The 16,742-nt window shown below is 71.1% G+C and carries 13 protein-coding genes, 1 pseudogene and 1 riboswitch; of the genes and pseudogenes, 7 read left to right on the forward strand and 7 right to left on the reverse strand.

Annotated features, from left to right (window positions below):
- Window positions 1-79: 79 nt before the first annotated feature.
- Window positions 80-493 (forward strand): annotated as a pseudogene (locus Q1A98_RS16130) (IS30 family transposase); the annotation flags it as partial.
- 235 nt (window positions 494-728) lie between these two features.
- Here Q1A98_RS16130 and Q1A98_RS16135 read toward each other — a convergent pair.
- From Q1A98_RS16135 to Q1A98_RS16150, 4 genes are all read right to left on the reverse strand, one after another.
- A complete protein-coding gene (locus tag Q1A98_RS16135; RefSeq protein ID WP_253649090.1) occupies window positions 729-1,949 on the reverse strand; it encodes an acyl-CoA dehydrogenase family protein in 1,221 nt (406 codons plus the stop codon).
- 62 nt (window positions 1,950-2,011) lie between these two features.
- Window positions 2,012-2,620: a histidine phosphatase family protein gene (locus Q1A98_RS16140; RefSeq protein ID WP_299575394.1), complete on the reverse strand. Its 609-nt coding sequence runs from the start codon at window positions 2,618-2,620 to the stop codon at window positions 2,012-2,014.
- A complete protein-coding gene (locus Q1A98_RS16145; protein WP_299575396.1) occupies window positions 2,515-3,336 on the reverse strand; it encodes a CbtA family protein in 822 nt (273 codons plus the stop codon). The genes Q1A98_RS16140 and Q1A98_RS16145 overlap by 106 nt, the downstream gene beginning before the upstream one ends.
- Window positions 3,337-3,352: 16 nt before the next feature.
- Window positions 3,353-3,514 (reverse strand): CbtB-domain containing protein, encoded by a 162-nt coding sequence (locus tag Q1A98_RS16150; protein WP_299575964.1) that lies wholly within the window; start codon window positions 3,512-3,514, stop codon window positions 3,353-3,355.
- Window positions 3,515-3,634: 120 nt separating this feature from the next.
- A riboswitch (cobalamin riboswitch) is annotated at window positions 3,635-3,770 on the reverse strand.
- 111 nt (window positions 3,771-3,881) lie between these two features.
- Between Q1A98_RS16150 and Q1A98_RS16155 the strand changes: the two genes are divergently transcribed.
- The 3 genes from Q1A98_RS16155 to Q1A98_RS16165 are packed head-to-tail and all read left to right on the forward strand — an operon-like array spanning window position 3,882 to window position 10,253.
- Window positions 3,882-8,549: an ATP-dependent helicase gene (locus Q1A98_RS16155; RefSeq protein WP_299575398.1), complete on the forward strand. Its 4,668-nt coding sequence runs from the start codon at window positions 3,882-3,884 to the stop codon at window positions 8,547-8,549.
- Window position 8,550: 1 nt separating this feature from the next.
- On the forward strand, window positions 8,551-9,354 hold the full coding sequence (locus tag Q1A98_RS16160) for a DNA-formamidopyrimidine glycosylase family protein (protein ID WP_299575399.1): 804 nt from the start codon (window positions 8,551-8,553) through the stop codon (window positions 9,352-9,354).
- Complete coding sequence (locus Q1A98_RS16165; protein WP_299575401.1) at window positions 9,351-10,253, forward strand: SDR family NAD(P)-dependent oxidoreductase; 903 nt, start codon at window positions 9,351-9,353, stop codon at window positions 10,251-10,253. The genes Q1A98_RS16160 and Q1A98_RS16165 overlap by 4 nt, the downstream gene beginning before the upstream one ends.
- Before the next feature lie 8 nt (window positions 10,254-10,261).
- Here Q1A98_RS16165 and Q1A98_RS16170 read toward each other — a convergent pair whose 3' ends face one another.
- A complete protein-coding gene (locus tag Q1A98_RS16170) occupies window positions 10,262-12,019 on the reverse strand; it encodes a glycerol-3-phosphate dehydrogenase/oxidase (protein ID WP_299575403.1) in 1,758 nt (585 codons plus the stop codon).
- Between the two features lie 245 nt (window positions 12,020-12,264).
- Here Q1A98_RS16170 and Q1A98_RS16175 point away from each other — a divergent pair, with 245 nt between their 5' ends.
- Window positions 12,265-13,470, forward strand: coding sequence for a PLP-dependent aminotransferase family protein (locus Q1A98_RS16175; protein ID WP_299575405.1), 1,206 nt, complete (start codon window positions 12,265-12,267; stop codon window positions 13,468-13,470).
- Here Q1A98_RS16175 and Q1A98_RS16180 read toward each other — a convergent pair.
- On the reverse strand, window positions 13,424-14,851 hold the full coding sequence (locus Q1A98_RS16180) for an NAD(P)H-quinone dehydrogenase (RefSeq protein WP_299575406.1): 1,428 nt from the start codon (window positions 14,849-14,851) through the stop codon (window positions 13,424-13,426). The genes Q1A98_RS16175 and Q1A98_RS16180 overlap by 47 nt on opposite strands.
- Window positions 14,852-14,992: 141 nt before the next feature.
- On the opposite strand from Q1A98_RS16180, the gene Q1A98_RS16185 reads away from it, so the two are divergent.
- Entirely contained in the window at window positions 14,993-15,478 is a 486-nt protein-coding gene (locus Q1A98_RS16185) for a gamma-glutamylcyclotransferase (RefSeq protein ID WP_299575407.1), read from the forward strand.
- Here Q1A98_RS16185 and Q1A98_RS16190 read toward each other — a convergent pair.
- Entirely contained in the window at window positions 15,475-15,945 is a 471-nt protein-coding gene (locus tag Q1A98_RS16190) for a MarR family transcriptional regulator (RefSeq protein WP_299575409.1), read from the reverse strand. The genes Q1A98_RS16185 and Q1A98_RS16190 overlap by 4 nt on opposite strands.
- 62 nt (window positions 15,946-16,007) lie before the next feature.
- On the opposite strand from Q1A98_RS16190, the gene Q1A98_RS16195 reads away from it, so the two are divergent.
- The gene (locus tag Q1A98_RS16195; RefSeq protein WP_299575411.1) at window positions 16,008-16,736 is read left to right on the forward strand and encodes an SDR family oxidoreductase; all 729 of its coding nucleotides are present in this window, start codon (window positions 16,008-16,010) and stop codon (window positions 16,734-16,736) included.
- Window positions 16,737-16,742 lie beyond the last annotated feature (6 nt).

Raw genomic sequence — 16,742 nt, forward strand, 5'->3', positions numbered from 1 at the left:
AGTACTACCGTGAGAACACCTCCCACCGCGAACCCGCGCTGGGATAACCCGCCCTCCACAAAACCCGGGGCGATTCAGAACCCTCGTCGAACGCACGACCCGGTTCACGATCCTGCTGCACCTGCCGACCACCCGCACCGGTGAGGATCTGCGGGCGGCGATCAGCGAGGCGATCGGGCTGTTGCCGGCGCATCTGAAACGGTCGATCACCTGGGATCAGGGCACCGAGATGCGGGGCGCGTACCCCGACATCGCTCTGGACCATGATCTACAAGTCTGGTTCTGCGACCCGCACTCGCCGTGGCAGCGGGGCACGAACGAGAACACCAATGGGTTGCTGCGCCAATACTTCCCGAAGGGCACCGACCTGTCAGTCCACACTCGCGACGATCTCGACCAGGTCGCCGCGGCATTCAACAACCGACCCCGCGCCGTCCTGGGTTTCCGCACCCCCACCGAGGCATTCACCGAACTGCTAGCGTCACCCCACTGACCACGGTGTTGCGATGACCGATGGAAACCGCCCCGCCGAGCGTGCACCAGATCTCGCCGACCGTGCTCTGGATGCGGCCCCATCGCACGTTCTGCACGAGCTGCGTGCATCATCTGCACGGTCGGCAGCATCTACCGCACGGTCGATGGCATCTGCTGCACGCTCGGCGGACATGACGGAGCGGCGCCCGGTCCCCTCTCTCGGGGGCCGGGCGCCGTCGTCGTGATCGGGTGGATCAGCCCGCGAGGAGTCCCTTCGCCACGTGGGTCACCTGGATCTCGTTGCTGCCGGCGTAGATCATCAGCGACTTCGCATCCCGGGCGAGCTGCTCGACGCGGTACTCCGCCATGTAGCCGTTGCCACCGAAGAGCTGCACGGCCTCCATGGCGACGTCGGTGGCGGCCTTCGAGGAGTACAGCTTCATCGCCGACGCCTCGGCGAGGCTGATCGACTTGCGGTCCTTGCCGCGCTCAAGGGCGCTGAAGATCATGTTCTGCACGTTGATCCGCGCGATCTCCATCTCGGCGAGCTTGAGCTGGATGAGCTGGAACTGCCCGATGTTCTTGCCCCACAGCGTGCGGTTGCGGGCGTAGTCGACCGAGAGCCGCAGGCACTCGTTGATGATGCCCAGTGACAGCGCGGCGATACCGACGCGCTCCATCGTGAAGCCGGCCTTCGCGCCCTCGCCGCCGCGGGTGTCGGCCCCGGTGTCCTCGGTCTCGCCGAGGAGGCGGTCCGGCGACACGCGCACGTTGTCGAAGAACAACTCACCGGTGGGTGAGCTCATCATGCCCATCTTCTTGAACGGCTTGCCCTGGGTGAGACCCTCCATGCCCTTGTCGAGCACGAAGGACAGGACCTTGCGGTCGCGGATCGGGGTGCCGTCGCCCTCGTCGAGCTTGGCGAACACGACGATGGTGTCGGCGTAGGGACCGTTCGTGATGAAGGTCTTCTGGCCCTTGAGGATGTAGTCGTCACCGTCGCGCTTGACGGTGGTCTTCATGCCGCCGAGAGCATCCGAGCCGGAGTCGGGTTCGGTGATCGCCCACGCGCCGATCTTCTCCAGGGTCACCAGCTCGGGCAACCAGCGCTTCTTCTGCGCAAGCGTGCCCTTGGACCGGATGGTCCCGACGGTCAGCTGGCAGACACCCAGCGACGCGATGATGCCGAGGCTGACGCCCGCGAGCTCGGTGTTGAGCAGCATGAAGGTGCTGTCACCCATCCCGCCGCTGACCGCACCGGGCTTGGCCTCGCCGGTCGCCTCGGACTCCAGTTCCTTCTCCAGGCCCTCGCGGGCCATCTGGTCGACGCCGAAGGTGGTGTACAGCTTCCGCGCGATGTCGTAGGGCGGGAGCACGCCGGTCTCGAGCTCGTCGAGGTGCGGCCGCACCTCTTTGTCGATGAAACCCCGCAGGGCATCGCGGATCATCAGATCCTCGTCGGACCACTCGTACATGCCACTCCTCGTCGTGTCTGCCCGTGAACTGAATGATGTTTCAGTTTCTACCCGCCACGATGTCATCCGCCGATGGAAATGTCCACCGTCCACGTCGTCGCGGGCGCGATGTCGAGGCCGAAGAATCCGGCGGCACCGACACCACCGTGCAGCGCGACCGCCGCCTGGACCACCGGCATGGCGGCCACGACCACGGTCCCGGGCACCAGCGCGACGAGGCGCCGATGGATGCGATCGACGAACGCGGTGACCGACTCACCCCCGTGCGGGATGGCGTCGGGGTCGGCGAACCAGGCGCCGAGCTCGACCGGCGCGACCTCCTCGGGACGTCGGCCGACCCAGGAACCGAGATCGATGCTGCGGAGTTCATCGTCGACGACGACCTCGTCGGCGATCAGCGCGCCGCTCTCGACGACCGAGGCCTCCGGACCGCTGCGGACGACGGGTGACCGCACACCGAGCGCGGCGACGTCCCGTCGACCACGCTCGTCGAGAGACGCGCCCTCGCCGCCGAAGGACAGGGCCCGGTTGGGGCCGGTGCGTCCCGCGGCGACGAGGGTGAGGGTCAGCGCAGCGCCCCGGCCTCGGCGGCCGCGGAGGTCCGGTCCGCGCCGGCGCGGCGGGCGATGCGGGTGAGGACGATCGCGAACACCAGTCCGAGCACCGTCCACAGGATCATCTGGTTCGCCAACGACAGGAACCGGAAGTCGCCGACGACGTCGCCGGGGAACCCCGGGTAGACGATGGTCTCGCCCGACCGCAGCGCCGTCGGCACCTCGTCGAACGACGGCAGCAGGGCCATCGCCACACCGGTCCCGACGACGTAGGCGGCTGCACCGCACACCAGTGCCCACAGGCCACCGATGCGGGGCAGCAACCAGAACGCGAGGACCACGGCGGCGATCGCCAGGATCACCGACGCCAGCGTCATCGTGAGGTACGAGCCGCTGCGCGCACCGATCGTGTCGTCGTTCCCGACGGCGGGCGGGTTGGCCGGGTACTTCGCGAACGGCACCAGGTACACGGCGACGAAGCCGCCGAAGGCCAGCGCCGCCGCGACCCAGCGGGGGTCGACCAGCGGGTGGCGGCGACCCACGTACGCCCACAGGACCGTGAACACGACGGCGAACAACGCGCCCATCGCGAGCCCGAACACCACCGACCCGACGCCCGCCCCGATGTTCTCCTGCACCGACCGGGTGAAGAGCTCCCCGTGCTCGTGGGCGCCGTGCTCCCCGGCGAGCATCTCCTCGGCGTGGCTGCGGCCGCTCTCGTAGTCGATGGCCTTGGCGACCTGCGGTTCGATGAACACGCGGGCGAACACGTACGCGACGATGCCGGCGACCAGACCCGCGATCAGTCCGGCGCCGATGAATTTCTTCTCCATCTGCTGTGTGCCCCGCTCAGTGGCAGGGGAAGCCGAGGAAGTGCCGTGCGTCGTGCACGAACTCGTGGACGTGGGTGTCGGCACCGAACACCGACACCGCGCCCTGGTCGTACCCGAGGAAGTAGTAGGCGAGCGCCGCGAGCGCGGTGGTCGCGGTCAGCCACAACGCGGTCTCCATCGCAGAGACGTCTGCGGTGTCGAGCTGCAGCACCCGGGCCGTTCCGCGGGGCGCGGACAGCGAGGACATCTGGGACATGTGTGGAACTCCTCTCGTGGGATGACGCGTCCCACGTTGTGGTCGATGAGATGACCGTGCGGCGGCGATCTGACTCGACGTGCGGTTACCCGCACCCCTCACAGTGGCGCGACCGTCCCGGATTCCCACCGGATTCCCCGCCCGCTCGGCTGCGCTGACCTTATGTGTCCGATTCCCGGGTGGCAACAGACCCGCCCCCGTCTGACGGCGACAGACCCGCCTCCGGCGAGGGGGCGACGGACCCCGCCGGTGCCGACGGCGTGTCGGACCGCAGGGGGATGATGGACCGATGAGCACGGCCACCGCCGAGGTGCTGGAACGGTTCAGCGCGCCGACCCGCGACTGGTTCACCGGCGCCTTCACCGCCCCGACCGCCGCGCAGCTCGGCGCGTGGTCGTCCATCGCCGACGGCGACAACACCCTCGTCGTCGCGCCGACGGGCTCGGGCAAGACGCTGTCGGCGTTCCTGTGGGCACTCGACCGGCTCGCCCGCGATCCCGGCGAGGGCCACACGACCTCGGTCCTCTACATCTCACCGCTCAAGGCGCTGGCGGTCGACGTCGAGCGCAACCTGCGGGCCCCCCTCGCCGGACTGCAGAGGTCGGCCGCCGCGCTCGGCCTGCCCGCCCCGGACATCACCGTCGGCGTGCGGTCGGGTGACACCCCTGCGACGCAGCGCCGTCAGTTGCTCCGCACTCCCCCGGACATCCTCATCACCACGCCCGAGTCCCTGTTCCTCATGTTGACCTCGTCGGCGCGCGACACCCTGCGGCAGGTGCACACGGTCATCGTCGACGAGGTCCACGCCGTGGCGGCGACGAAGCGCGGTACCCACCTCGCGCTGTCGCTGGAACGCCTCGACGCACTGCTCGACCAGCCGGCGCAGCGGATCGGTCTGTCGGCGACGGTCCGACCGCCGGAGCGGGTCGCGCAGTTCCTCGCCGGGTCCGCGCCCTGCACGGTGGTGGCGCCACCGGCGGAGAAGACCTTCGACCTCACCGTGGACGTACCCGTGCCGGACATGGCGAACATCCCGCCGCCGCCCGGTGTGAACGATCTCGACGACGAGATGACCCCGACCGCCGGCTCGTTGTGGCCCTACGTCGAGAACGGCATCGTCGACCTCGTCGAGAAGAACCGTTCGACCATCGTGTTCTCGAACTCACGCCGCCTCGCCGAGCGACTCACGGCCCGGCTCAACGAGATCCACGCCGAACGCCTGGGGATCGACCTCGAGGACGGCGGGAACGATGCCGTGCCCGGTGGTGCGCCCGCGTACGTCATGGGCAGCGGCGCCAGCCAAGGCGCCCCGCCCGTCCTCGCCCGCGCCCACCACGGATCGGTGTCGAAGGAACAACGCGCGCTCATCGAGGACGACCTCAAGGCGGGTCGGCTACGGTGCGTCGTCGCGACCAGCTCGCTCGAGCTCGGGATCGACATGGGCGCCGTCGATCTCGTCGTCCAGGTGGAGACACCGCCCTCGGTCGCCGGCGGCCTGCAGCGCATCGGACGCGCCGGGCACCAGGTCGGTGAGATCAGCCGCGGAGTCGTGTTCCCCAAGCACCGCGCCGATCTGGTCCACGCCACCGTCGCCGTACGACGGATGCGCGACGGTCTCATCGAGGAGGTCGCGGTCCCCACGAACCCGCTCGACATCCTCGCGCAGCACACCGTCGCGGCGAGTGCTGTGGACGTCCTCGACGTGCAGGACTGGTACGAGACCGTCCGCCGCGCCGCGCCGTACTCGACGCTGTCGTGGTCGGTCTACGAGGCCACACTCGATCTCCTCTCGGGCCGGTACCCGTCCGACGAGTTCGCCGAACTGCGCCCGCGCGTCGTGTGGGACCGCGACGCGAACACCATCACGGGCAGGCCGGGCGCCCAGCGGCTCGCCGTCACCTCCGGTGGTTCCATCCCCGACCGCGGGATGTTCGGTGTCTTCATGGTCGGCGAGAAGGCCACGCGCGTCGGCGAACTCGACGAGGAGATGGTCTACGAGTCGCGCGTCGGTGACGTGTTCGCGCTGGGGGCGTCCAGCTGGCGTATCGAGGACATCACCCATGACCGCGTCCTGGTCTCCCCCGCCCCCGGCGTCCCCGGTCGGTTGCCGTTCTGGATTGGCGACGCGGTCGGACGGCCCAGCGAGCTCGGCCAGGCGATCGGCGCGTTCATCGGCGAGGTCGGCGACGCCATCACCCGCGGCGACACCGGCACCCTCGCCGCCTCCACCGAGCAGCTCGGTCTCACCGCGTTCGCCCGCGACAACCTCGTGACGCTGATCTCCGAGCAGCGCGAGGCGACCGGTCACCTCCCCACCGACCGCACGCTGGTGCTCGAACGGTTCCGGGACGAACTCGGCGACTGGCGCCTGGTCCTGCACTCCCCCTACGGATTACGGGTTCATGCACCGTGGGCGTCGGCGATCGGCGCGCGTCTGCGGGATCGCGTCGGCGTGGACGGGGCGGTCACCGCCTCCGACGACGGCATCATCATCCGCCTGCCCGACACCGACGACGAGCCACCGGGCGCGTCCGTCGTCGCCCTCGACCCCGACGAGATCGAGGACCTGGTCACCGACGAGCTGGGCGGATCAGCGTTGTTCGCCAGCCGTTTCCGCGAGTGCGCCGCGCGGGCACTGCTGCTCCCCCGCCGCAACCCCGGCCGACGCGCGCCCCTGTGGCAGCAACGGCAGCGCAGCGCGCAACTGCTCCAGGTGGCGTCGCGCTACCCGCAGTTCCCGATCATCCTGGAGACCCTGCGCGAGTGCCTGCAGGACGTCTACGACCTGCCCGCTCTCGTCGACCTCCTGCGGTCGATCAGCGGGCGCCGGGTCCGCATCGTCGAGGTCGCCACCGAGACACCGTCACCCTTCGCGGCGTCGCTCCTGTTCGGTTACGTCGGCGCGTTCATGTACGAGGACGACGCGCCCCTCGCGGAACGTCGCGCCGCCGCACTGTCGCTGGACACCGCTCTGCTCGCCCAGTTGCTGGGTCGCATCGACCTGCGGGAGCTGCTCGACCCGGCCGTCATCGCCGACGTCGAGGCGCGTCTGCAGCGGACCCACCCCGACCGCCGCGCGCACGACGCCGAGGGGATCACCGACCTTCTCCGCTGGCTCGGCCCCCTCACCGACGCCGAGATCGCCCAGCGGTACGACACGCGCGACGACGACGTCGACGCCGCCGACGCGATCCGCCCGTTGCTGGAGAACCTGCACGTCACGGGCCGCATCATCACGGTCAACCACGGGGGCCGCGTCCTGTGGGCGAGTGTCGAGGACACCTCACGCCTCCGCGATGCGCTGGGAATCCCCGCGCCGCAGGGGGTCCCGGCGGCGTTCACCGAGCCCGTCGAGGACCCGGTCGGCGATCTCGTCGGTCGGTTCGCCCGCACCCACGGACCGTTCACCGCCACCCAGGTGACCGAGTCGCTCGGGATGGCGCCGGCCGTCGTCCGCGACACCCTCGCGCGTCTGGCCGCGCAGCGGCGGGTGGTGGAGGGGGACTTCCGCGCCGACCTGCCCGGAGGGTCCGCCGGCGACACCCGCCAGTGGTGCAACACGGAGGTGCTCTCGCAGATCCGGCGGGCATCGCTGGCCGCGAGCCGGGCCGAGATCGCGCCCGTGCCGACCGACGCGTTCACCAGATTCCTCCTCGACTGGCAGCACGTCACCGGGTCCGACCGCTCCAGGCTCCGCGGTGTCGACGGCGTCGCCACCGTGATCGACCAACTCGCCGGTGTGCCGCTGCCCGCGTCGGCGTGGGAGACGCTGGTACTGCCGTCCCGTGTGGTCGACTACCGCCCCGCGATGCTCGACGAGCTCGTCGCCTCCGGCGAGATGGTGTGGTCCGGCCACGGTGCGCTCGGGTCGTCGGACGGGTGGATCGCGCTGCACCCCGCCGATCTCGCGCCGCTGACCGTCGGCGAACCCGGCGCCCTGGACACCACCGCCGTGCACGAGGAGATCCTCGACCGCCTCGCCGCGGGCGGTGCGTACCAGTTCCGGCAGCTGTACGTGCCGCGCACCGACGAGAGCGCCGCGCCCACACCCACCGACGAGGACCTCGAACGCGCACTGTGGGACCTGGTGTGGACGGGTCGTGTCGGAAACGACTCGTTCGCGCCGGTCCGGGCTCTGCTCGGCCGGAGGTCGTCCGGTCCGCGCGGCACGCCCGCACATCGTCAGCGGGCCCGACCGCCCCGTCTGCGCGCCCACCGGCTCACCACGCGGTCGCTGGTGTCCGACCCCGCTGTCGCCCGCGCCGCCTCTCCCACGGTCACCGGGCGCTGGTTCGCGTTCGACGCCCGGGTCACCGATCCGACCGTCGAGACGCACGGCCTGTGCGAGCAGCTGCTCGAGCGCTACGGCGTGGTGACCAAGGGCGCGGTGATGACCGAGGAGATCCTCGGCGGCTTCGCGCGGATCTATCGCGGTCTCTCCGGATTCGAGGACACCGGGAAGGTCCGTCGCGGCTACTTCGTCGACGGCCTCGGCGGGGCCCAGTTCGCCGCCGTCTCGACCGTCGACGCGCTGAGAGAACACGCCGGCGACATCACCGACGACCGCGATCGCCCGTCGGACGACGGCGGAGACCGCAGGGGCGTCGTCGTCGCGTCGTGCGATCCCGCCAACCCCTACGGCGCGACACTCCCCTGGCCGGAGACCGAGGGTCACCGACCGGGCCGCAAGCCCGGGGCGCTCGTCGTGCTCGTGGACGGGCGTCTGACCCTGTTCGTCGAACGCGGCGGCAAGACGGTCCTCACCTTCTCCGAGGACGACCTGTCCGCGGCGGCGGCGGCGCTGGCCGAGACCGTCCGGGCCGGGCGCGTCGACCGGGTGCAGATCGAGCGGGTCGACGGCGAGAACGTCCTCGGCACCGCGGTCGCCGCCGTGTTCACCGAGGCGGGTTTCACCGCGACGCCGCGCGGGATCCGGCTGCGCCACATGGCCCGCTGACGTGCCCGAAGGTGACACCGCGTACCAGGCCGCCGCGTCCATCGCGGCCGCGTTCGCCGGGAAACCGTTGACCTACAGCCAGTTCCGCGTCCCTCGGTACGCCACGGTCGACCTGTCGGGCCGGACCGTGCTGGCCGCGCGGTCGATCGGCAAACATGTCGTCGTCGACGTCGGGGACGACTGGGCGATCCACACCCACATGAAGATGGAGGGGGTGTGGCGGGTCCACCCGGTCGGCACCCGGTGGACGAAACCCGCCTACACCGCCCGGCTGGTGCTGCGCACCGACACCCACGAGGCGGTCGGGTTCGACCTCGGCGTCTGCGAGATGCTGCGCCACCCCGACGAGGCCCTGTCCCATCTCGGACCGGACCTGCTCGGACCCGGGTGGGACCCCGAGCTCGCGGTCGCGAACCTCGCACGCGATCCCGCCCGACCGATCGGGCTGGCCCTGCTCGACCAGCGACTGATGGCCGGTGTCGGCAACGTCTACCGCTGCGAGGTCTGCTTCCTGCGCGGCGTGCACCCGCACACCCCGGCGGGCGAGGTGGACCTGCCCGCCATCGTCGACCTGTGTCACCGCCTGCTCGTGGCGAACAGAGCGCGCGTGCGGACGACCACCGGACATGCGCGCGCCCGGCGGTACTGGGTCTACGGACGCGGCGGACGCCCCTGCATGCGGTGCGGCACACCGGTGGAACGCAGCTTCCTGGGCACGGCCGACACCACGGAGGAGCGGGTGCTCTACCACTGCCCGCACTGTCAGCCCGCCCCGTCGCAGTCGTCGCTACGCTCGAGGCCATGACAGCGCCGTCGCCCAGCCGTCCGTGGAGCCCCGACCGTCTCGGTGACCGGTCCGGTCAACGGGTGATCGTCACCGGCGCCACCAACGGCGTCGGGTTCGCCACCGCCCGCGCGCTCGCCCGTGCCGGGGCGCACGTCATCCTCGCCGTCCGGGACACGACGCGCGGCGAACAGCGCGCGCGGGAGATCGGCGGGTCGACCGAGGTGTCGCATCTCGACCTCGCCGACCTGTCCACCGTCCGAGCCTTCGCCGATCGCCTCACCGAGCCCGTCGACATCCTGGTGAACAACGCCGGCGTCGTCCTGGTCTCCCGCCGCGACACCGTCGACGGGTTCGAGGCGACCATCGGGACGAACTTCCTCGGCCCGTTCGCGCTGACCAACCTCATCGCCGACCGCGTCACCGACGCCGTCGTGATCGTCGGCTCCGACGCCCACCGGATGACGTCGCTGCGACTCGACGACCTCGACCTGCGGTCGGGCTGGAACGCCCAGCGCGCCTACGCGCAGTCGAAGCTGGCCGACATGCTGTGGGGCCTCGAACTCGACCGCCGGTACCGCGAGGCCGGGTCGTCGGTGTCGGTGACCCTGACCCATCCCGGGTGGGTGCGGTCGAACCTGTCGTCCGTCGGCGACGGCTTGCTCGCGAAGGTCGGTCACACCGTGGTGTCGACGGTCGGACGGGTGTTCGCCAACGACATCGACGCCGGTGCCGCTCCCACCCTCTACGCGCTCACCGAACCGCTGCCGTCGGGGAGTTTCGTCGGCGTCGAGGGTCGTCTCGGCCTGAAGGGCGCACCGGCGTTGGCGGGGCGGACCGCCGAGGCGTCGAACCACGAACTCGCCGCGGCACTCTGGGACATCGCCGAACGACGCACCAGCACCCACTGGCCGCTGTAGGACGCGCCTCAGTCGGGGACGGGGACCGGCTCGAGTATCTCACCGCGCGATTCCGGGGCCGCGGCGCGCAGCGCGTCGGCCGAGGCGTCGTCGGGTTGACGCTGCGACTCGATCTCCGCCTCGACGCGGCTGCGGTAGGTCTCGACCTCGGTCGCGATGTCGGTCGCCGACCAGCCCAGCAGCGGGGCGACGATCTCGGCGACCTCGCGTGCGCAGTCGACGCCGCGGTGTGCGTACTCGATCGAGATCCGGGTGCGCCGCGCGAGCAGGTCTTCCAGGTGCAGGGCGCCCTCGCACCGCGCCGCGTAGTCGATCTCGACGCGGAGGTACTGCGGAGCCGCGACGAGCGGGTCCAGCAGGGTCGGGTCCGTGGCAGCGGGGGCGAGTACCTCGTCGATCAGCGAGCCGTAGCGGTTCAGAAGACGTCGGATCCGGTACGGGTGCAGGCCGTAGCGCTCCCCGAGGTGGTCGCACTGGTTGACCAGCGCGTAGTACCCGTCTGCCCCGATCAGCGGGACGCGCTCGGTGATGGAGTCCGCGACGCGCGTCGGGATGAAGTCGGCGCAGGCGTCGACCGCGTCGGCCGCCATCACGCGGTACGTCGTGTACTTCCCTCCGGCGATGGACACGAGACCCGGTGATGGCGAGGCGACGGCGTGCTCGCGTGACAACTTCGAGGTCTCGTCGCTCTCGCCGGCCAGCAGGGGACGCAGTCCTGCGTAGACACCTTCGATGTCACCGTGGGTGAGTGGGGTGACCAGCACCTCGTTCACCCGCTCCAGGATGTAGTCGATGTCGGCGCGCGTGGCCGCGGGGTGGGCGAGGTCGAGGTTCCAGTCGGTGTCGGTGGTACCGATGATCCAGTGGGTCTCCCACGGGATCACGAACAGCACCGACGACGGTGTCCGCAGGATGATCGCGGTCTCGCTGACGATGCGATCACGCGGGACCACGACGTGCACGCCCTTCGACGCACGCACCCGGAAACGGCCGCGCTCCTTCGACAGCGCCTGCACCTCGTCGGTCCACACCCCGGCGGCGTTGATGACGCAGTGCGACCGGATGGAGGTCTCCTCACCGGTCTCGGTGTCCCGCACGCGGACACCGCTCACCCGGTCGGCCTCCTTGAGAAACGAGACGACCTGCGTCGAGAGACGCACCACCGCACCGTAGTTCGCGGCGGTGCGGGCCACCGTGAGACTGTGCCGGGCGTCGTCGACGACGGTGTCGTGATAGCGGATGCCGCCGGTCAGCGCCGAGCGCTTGAGAGCCGGAGCGGCCCGCAGCGCTCCCGACCGGGTGACGTGACGCTGACCCGGCAGGCTGCGCGACCCGCCGAGGGTGTCGTAGAGGAACAGCCCGGCGGCGACATACGGCCGCTCCCAGACGCGGTGGGTCAGCGGGTAGAGGAACGGCAAAGGCTTCACCAGGTGCGGCGCGAGGGTCCGAAGCGACAGCTCGCGCTCGTGCAACGCCTCCCGGACCAGCCCGAACTCGAGTTGCTCGAGGTAGCGCAGCCCGCCGTGGAACATCTTCGACGACCGGCTCGACGTCCCCGACGCGATGTCGCGGGCCTCGACGAGCGCGACACGCAACCCGCGCGTGGCGGCGTCGAGCGCGGCGCCGGCACCGACGACGCCCGCGCCGATGACGACGACGTCGAACTTCTCGTCCGTGAGGCGCCGCCACGTGTCCTGGCGCCGGGCCGGGCTGAGATCGGCCGGGCGATCGCCGAGGTCGGACGCGATGGACGGGAGGTCGGTCATGGGCGCGGGGATCCTCACACGAGACAGCGGGACCGGGGATGTCCCAGGCCCGATGTTACCCGCGGGTAGCACCCACCGGGTGCGTCTCGGGAGCGTCGGTGCGGCGTTCGGCGTCTCCGAATGTCTCTCATGGTGGGAATTGGATATCGCTCACTGGGATGTGAACGGTACCGTGTGCAGGACGGGCGACCCCCGAGTCCACGGTGACCACCAGCATCACCCCACCGAGTCCTCCCGGAGTCGTCATGTCCCACACCGCTCTCGAGCCCCGCCCGTCCGCCGCAGCCCGGTCCGTCCGCAGCTCGGCCATCCGCGACCTGCTCGCCGTCACCGAACGCCCCGACATCCTCGGTCTGGCCGGCGGGCTGCCCGCGACCGAGCTCATCCCCGTCGACCGCATCGCGGCCGCGACCACCGCAGCCCTCAACGATCCGTCGTCGCTGCAGTACACGGTCAGCGCGGGTACCGGCGTCGCCCGCGCCGCGATCGGGCGCCACGAGGACGTCCCGGCGGACCACGTCCTGGTGACCCACGGTTCCCAACAGGCGCTGTCGCTGCTGGCCACCGCGCTCGTCGACCCCGGTGACGTCGTCGTCGTCGACGACCCTGTCTACGTCGGGGCCCGCCAGGCGTTCGAGGCGGTCCGCGCCGACATCCGCGGTCTCCCGTTGACGCCGACCGGCATCGACACCGAACTCCTCGAGCGCTGGTGTCGGGCAGGACTGCGACCGCGTGTGGTCCACAGCGTCGCCACGTTCCACAACCCCGGCGGCGTCAGCGCCGACGCCGCCCGACGCCGCCACCTCGCGGAACTGGCCGACGCCTACGGGTTCTGGGTCGTCGACGACGACCCCTACGGACGGCTGCGATTCCGCGGCGAGGACTCCGGCCCGATCCGCCGCCACGGCGAGCGGGTCATCTCACTCGGGTCCGCGTCGAAGATCCTGGCGCCGGCGCTACGCGTCGGGTGGCTGCTCGCACCGCCACCGGTGGTCGCGACGGTCGAGCGGCTGCGTCAGTCGGCAGACCTGTGCGGCTCGACGCTCACCCAGTCGGTCACCGCCGCACTCCTCGACGACCGCGAGTGGCTCGCGGGCCACCTGACAGACCTGCGCATGGCCTACCGCGACCGTGCCACGGCACTGGTCGACGCACTGCGCGCCGAACTCCCGCACGACACCGAGATCTCCGACCCCGACGGCGGGATGTTCTGCTGGCTCCGCATCCCCGGACTCGACGCGACGGCCTGCCTCGCGACCGCCGCCGAGCAGGGGGTCGCGTTCGTGCCCGGCCCGGCGTTCGCGGTCGAGCGCGACCTGTCGGACTGCCTCCGCGTCAGCTACGCGACGCTCGACCCGGACACGCTGCGGATCGCGGCGGCACGGCTCGGGCGGGCGGTCGCGGTCAGTCGAGGTCGTCGTGCCGGATCAGCTGCCGCGCGGCCTCGGTGACCGATCCGGTCAACGACGGGTAGACCGAGAACGTCTGCGCGAGGTCGTTGACCGGCAGCTTGTTCTGCACGGCGAGCGCGATCGGGAGGATCAGCTCGGACGCGTTCGGCGCCACGACGACACCGCCGATCACCACGCCCGTCGCGGGGCGGCAGAAGATCTTCACGAACCCGCGACGCAGGCCGCTCATCTTGGCGCGGGGGTTGGTGGCCAGCGGCAACATCACCGTGCGCGCCGGGTACTCACCGTCGTCGATGGCCTGCTGACTCACGCCGACCGTCGCGATCTCCGGGCGGGTGAAGATGGCCGACGCGACCGTCTTGAGCTTGATCGGCGCGACGCCCTCGCCCAGCGAGTGGTACATCGCGATGCGGCCCTGCATGGCCGCCACCGAGGCGAGCGGCAGCAGACCGGTGCAGTCACCCGCGGCGTAGACGCCGGGCGCCGACGTCCGCGACACCCGGTCGACAGAGATGTAGCCGCCCGGCGAGAGTTCGATGCCGACCTTGTCGAGCCCGAGGTTCCCGGTGTTCGGGACCGACCCGACCGTCATGAGCGCGTGCGTCCCGACCACGACGCGACCGTCGGACAGGTGCACCTCGATGCCGTCGCCGACCCGCTTCACCTCGTCGGCCCGGGCGTGCTTGACGAGCTCGACACCGCGCTCGGCGAGGACCTCCTCCAGCACCAGGGCGGCGTCCTCGTCCTCGCCGGGCAACACGCGGTCGCGGCTGGAGACCAGGGTCACCTTCACGCCGAGCTCGGTGTAGGCGTGGACGAACTCCGCACCGGTGACGCCGGACCCCACGACGACGAGATGCTGGGGCAGCTCCTCGAGATCGTAGAGCTGTCGCCAGGTGAGGATGCGTTCGCCGTCGGGCTGCGCCGACGGAAGTACGCGCGGGGAGGCGCCGGTGGCGATGAGCACCACGTCGGCGGTCAAGGTCTCCTCGGGCGCGTCCGGGATGGGCTGACCGTTCGCGTCGGTCGGGGTGACGACGACGCTGTGGGTCGACAGGCCTGTCTCCGCGTCGGCCAGACGTCCCCGCCCGGCCACGATGGTGACGCCCTCGCTCATCAGGCGCGAGCGGATGTCAGCGGACTGCGCGTACGCCAGGTCGCGGACCCGCTGGTGGATCTGCGGGAGCGACACGAGCGCGTCGTCGTGCGACAGGTTGATGCCGAGGTCGACCGCGCGACGGACCTCGGTGCGGATGCCGGTGGAGGCGATGAAGGTCTTCGACGGCACGCAGTCCCACAGCACACAGGCACCGCCCACGCCGTCGGCGTCGACGACGGTCACGTCCGCGCCGTAGGCGGCTCCGGCGAGTGCTGCCTCGTAGCCGGCGGGGCCGCCTCCGATGATCACGATCCTCGTCACGCGTACCTCACCGTCACCTGTCGTCTCACTCCCGTCGTTCACCGCCCCCGGCACCCCGTCGTGATCGAAACTAGTCGATCCGGACTCCCACTGCCGACAGGCGGAGTTCCCGCGCCCGGCCCGACCATCTAGGCTCCTCCCGTGCCGATCTACGCCGCCTACGGGTCGAACATGCACCCGGACCAGATGTCGGAACGGGCGCCGCACTCCCCGATGGCGGGCACCGGTTGGCTCTCCGGGTGGCGGCTCACCTTCGGCGGCGGTGACATCGGCTGGGAGGGCGCTCTCGCGACCGTCACCGAGGACAAGTCGGATCCCGACGCGAAGGTCTTCGTCGTCCTCTACGACGTGACCGAGGAGGACGAGTCGTCGCTGGACTCGTGGGAGGGTTCCGAGCTCGGCATCCACCGCAAGATCCGCGCCCGCGTCGACACCGACGACGGCCCGGTTCTCGCGTGGCTGTACGTGCTCGACGCCTTCGAGGGCGGGCTCCCGTCGGCGCGCTACCTCGGCGTGATGGCCGAGGCGGCCGAGATCGCCGGCGCGCCCGCCGAATACGTGCACGCGCTCCGCGTGAGGGACGCCCGCAACGTCGGGCCCGGCCCGGGCGCCGACCCGGACCTCTAGGAGCGCCGACCCCGCACGACCCGCATCCCCGGGTGCACCTCCGGGGCGACGCCTCGGCGGTCGGCCACCGTGCGCAGGGCCGCGATCAGCGCGTCGCGAGTGTCGGCGTCGAGCCCGTCGGCGAGCGTCGCATCGGCGCGGGCGACCGCGCCCCGCAACCGCGCCATGAGGGCGGTGCCCTGCTCGGTCAGTCGGACCCGGTTGACCCGCCTGTCGTCGCTCTTCTCGCGGACGATGACGTCCAGTGCCTCCAACTCGTCGAGGTGCACCACGATCCGGCTCGGGGCGGCCCCCATCGTCAGTGCCAGCTCGCGCTGGCTGACCCCGGGTGTCGTGGCGATCAGCCGGAGGACACCCGCGAGTGGCGGTGTGAGCCCCAACGGCGCGATCGCAGTCGCGAACTCCTCGGTCGCCACCGACCCCAGCTGGGACAGCAGGAGCGCGAGGCCGGTGGGGTGGGACGCCATGGCCGCACCGTACCGCGACGCAATCGTTCTTATGCAGAACTATTCTGTGCAAGAATGGTTTGATGACGACGTGCGCAGTGATCACGGGGGCATCCGGGACGATCGGCGGGGCGCTGGTCCGGCGGTGGGCTGGTCGGGGGCGACGGCTCGTCCTCGTCGGGCGAGACGGCGACCGTCTCGACGAGGCCGTCGCGACGACGGTCGACGCCGGCGGGAACGCGTCCGCGGTCGTCGCGGACCTCAGCGATCTGTCATCGGCCGAGGCGGTCCGGCACGCGGTCGCAGAGGACGACGTCGACGCGCTGGTGTGCGCCGCCGGTGGCGGCGGTCGTCCGCTCCCCGTCGCCGATCTCACCGCCTCGGACTGGTCGGATGCGCTCGCCGGGAACCTCACCACGACGACCACCGCACTCGCCGCCCTGCTGCCCGGGATGCTGGCCCGCGGTCGCGGCACGATCGTGCTCGTCGGCTCCGACGCCGGGCACACCGGCGTCGACGCCTCGCTCCCCTACGCCACCGCGAAGGCCGCGGTGGCCGCGCTCGGTCGACACCTCGCGGCCCGCGCCGCACCGCAGGGCCTGCGCGTGAACGTTGTCGCACCGGGGACCGTCCGGACGCCGCGGATCGACCGACTCGGCGATGCAGTGCTCCGGTCGCTCGCCGACGCGCATCCCGTCGGGCGCATCGGGGACCCGGACGAGATCGCGGCCCTCATCGACTTCCTCACGTCGGACGACGCGTCGTGGATCACCGGGGAGACCATCGCGCCGGGTGGCCGATCACTGCGGTGACGGCGC

Source organism: uncultured Williamsia sp. (assembly GCF_947494875.1).
Classification (GTDB): Bacteria; Actinomycetota; Actinomycetes; order Mycobacteriales; family Mycobacteriaceae; genus Williamsia_A.

Bases quoted from the DNA above. Each gene is read 5' to 3' on its own strand.
- Q1A98_RS16135 (WP_253649090.1), bottom strand. From the start codon at position 1,949: ATGTACGAGTGGTCCGACGAGGATCTGATGATCCGCGATGCCCTGCGG.
- Q1A98_RS16145 (WP_299575396.1), bottom strand. From the start codon at position 3,336: ATGGAGAAGAAATTCATCGGCGCCGGACTGATCGCGGGTCTGGTCGCC.
- Q1A98_RS16150 (WP_299575964.1), bottom strand. From the start codon at position 3,514: ATGGAGACCGCGTTGTGGCTGACCGCGACCACCGCGCTCGCGGCGCTC.
- Q1A98_RS16155 (WP_299575398.1), top strand. From the start codon at position 3,882: ATGAGCACGGCCACCGCCGAGGTGCTGGAACGGTTCAGCGCGCCGACC.
- Q1A98_RS16165 (WP_299575401.1), top strand. From the start codon at position 9,351: ATGACAGCGCCGTCGCCCAGCCGTCCGTGGAGCCCCGACCGTCTCGGT.
- Q1A98_RS16170 (WP_299575403.1), bottom strand. From the start codon at position 12,019: ATGACCGACCTCCCGTCCATCGCGTCCGACCTCGGCGATCGCCCGGCC.
- Q1A98_RS16175 (WP_299575405.1), top strand. From the start codon at position 12,265: ATGTCCCACACCGCTCTCGAGCCCCGCCCGTCCGCCGCAGCCCGGTCC.
- Q1A98_RS16190 (WP_299575409.1), bottom strand. From the start codon at position 15,945: ATGGCGTCCCACCCCACCGGCCTCGCGCTCCTGCTGTCCCAGCTGGGG.
- Q1A98_RS16195 (WP_299575411.1), top strand. From the start codon at position 16,008: ATGACGACGTGCGCAGTGATCACGGGGGCATCCGGGACGATCGGCGGG.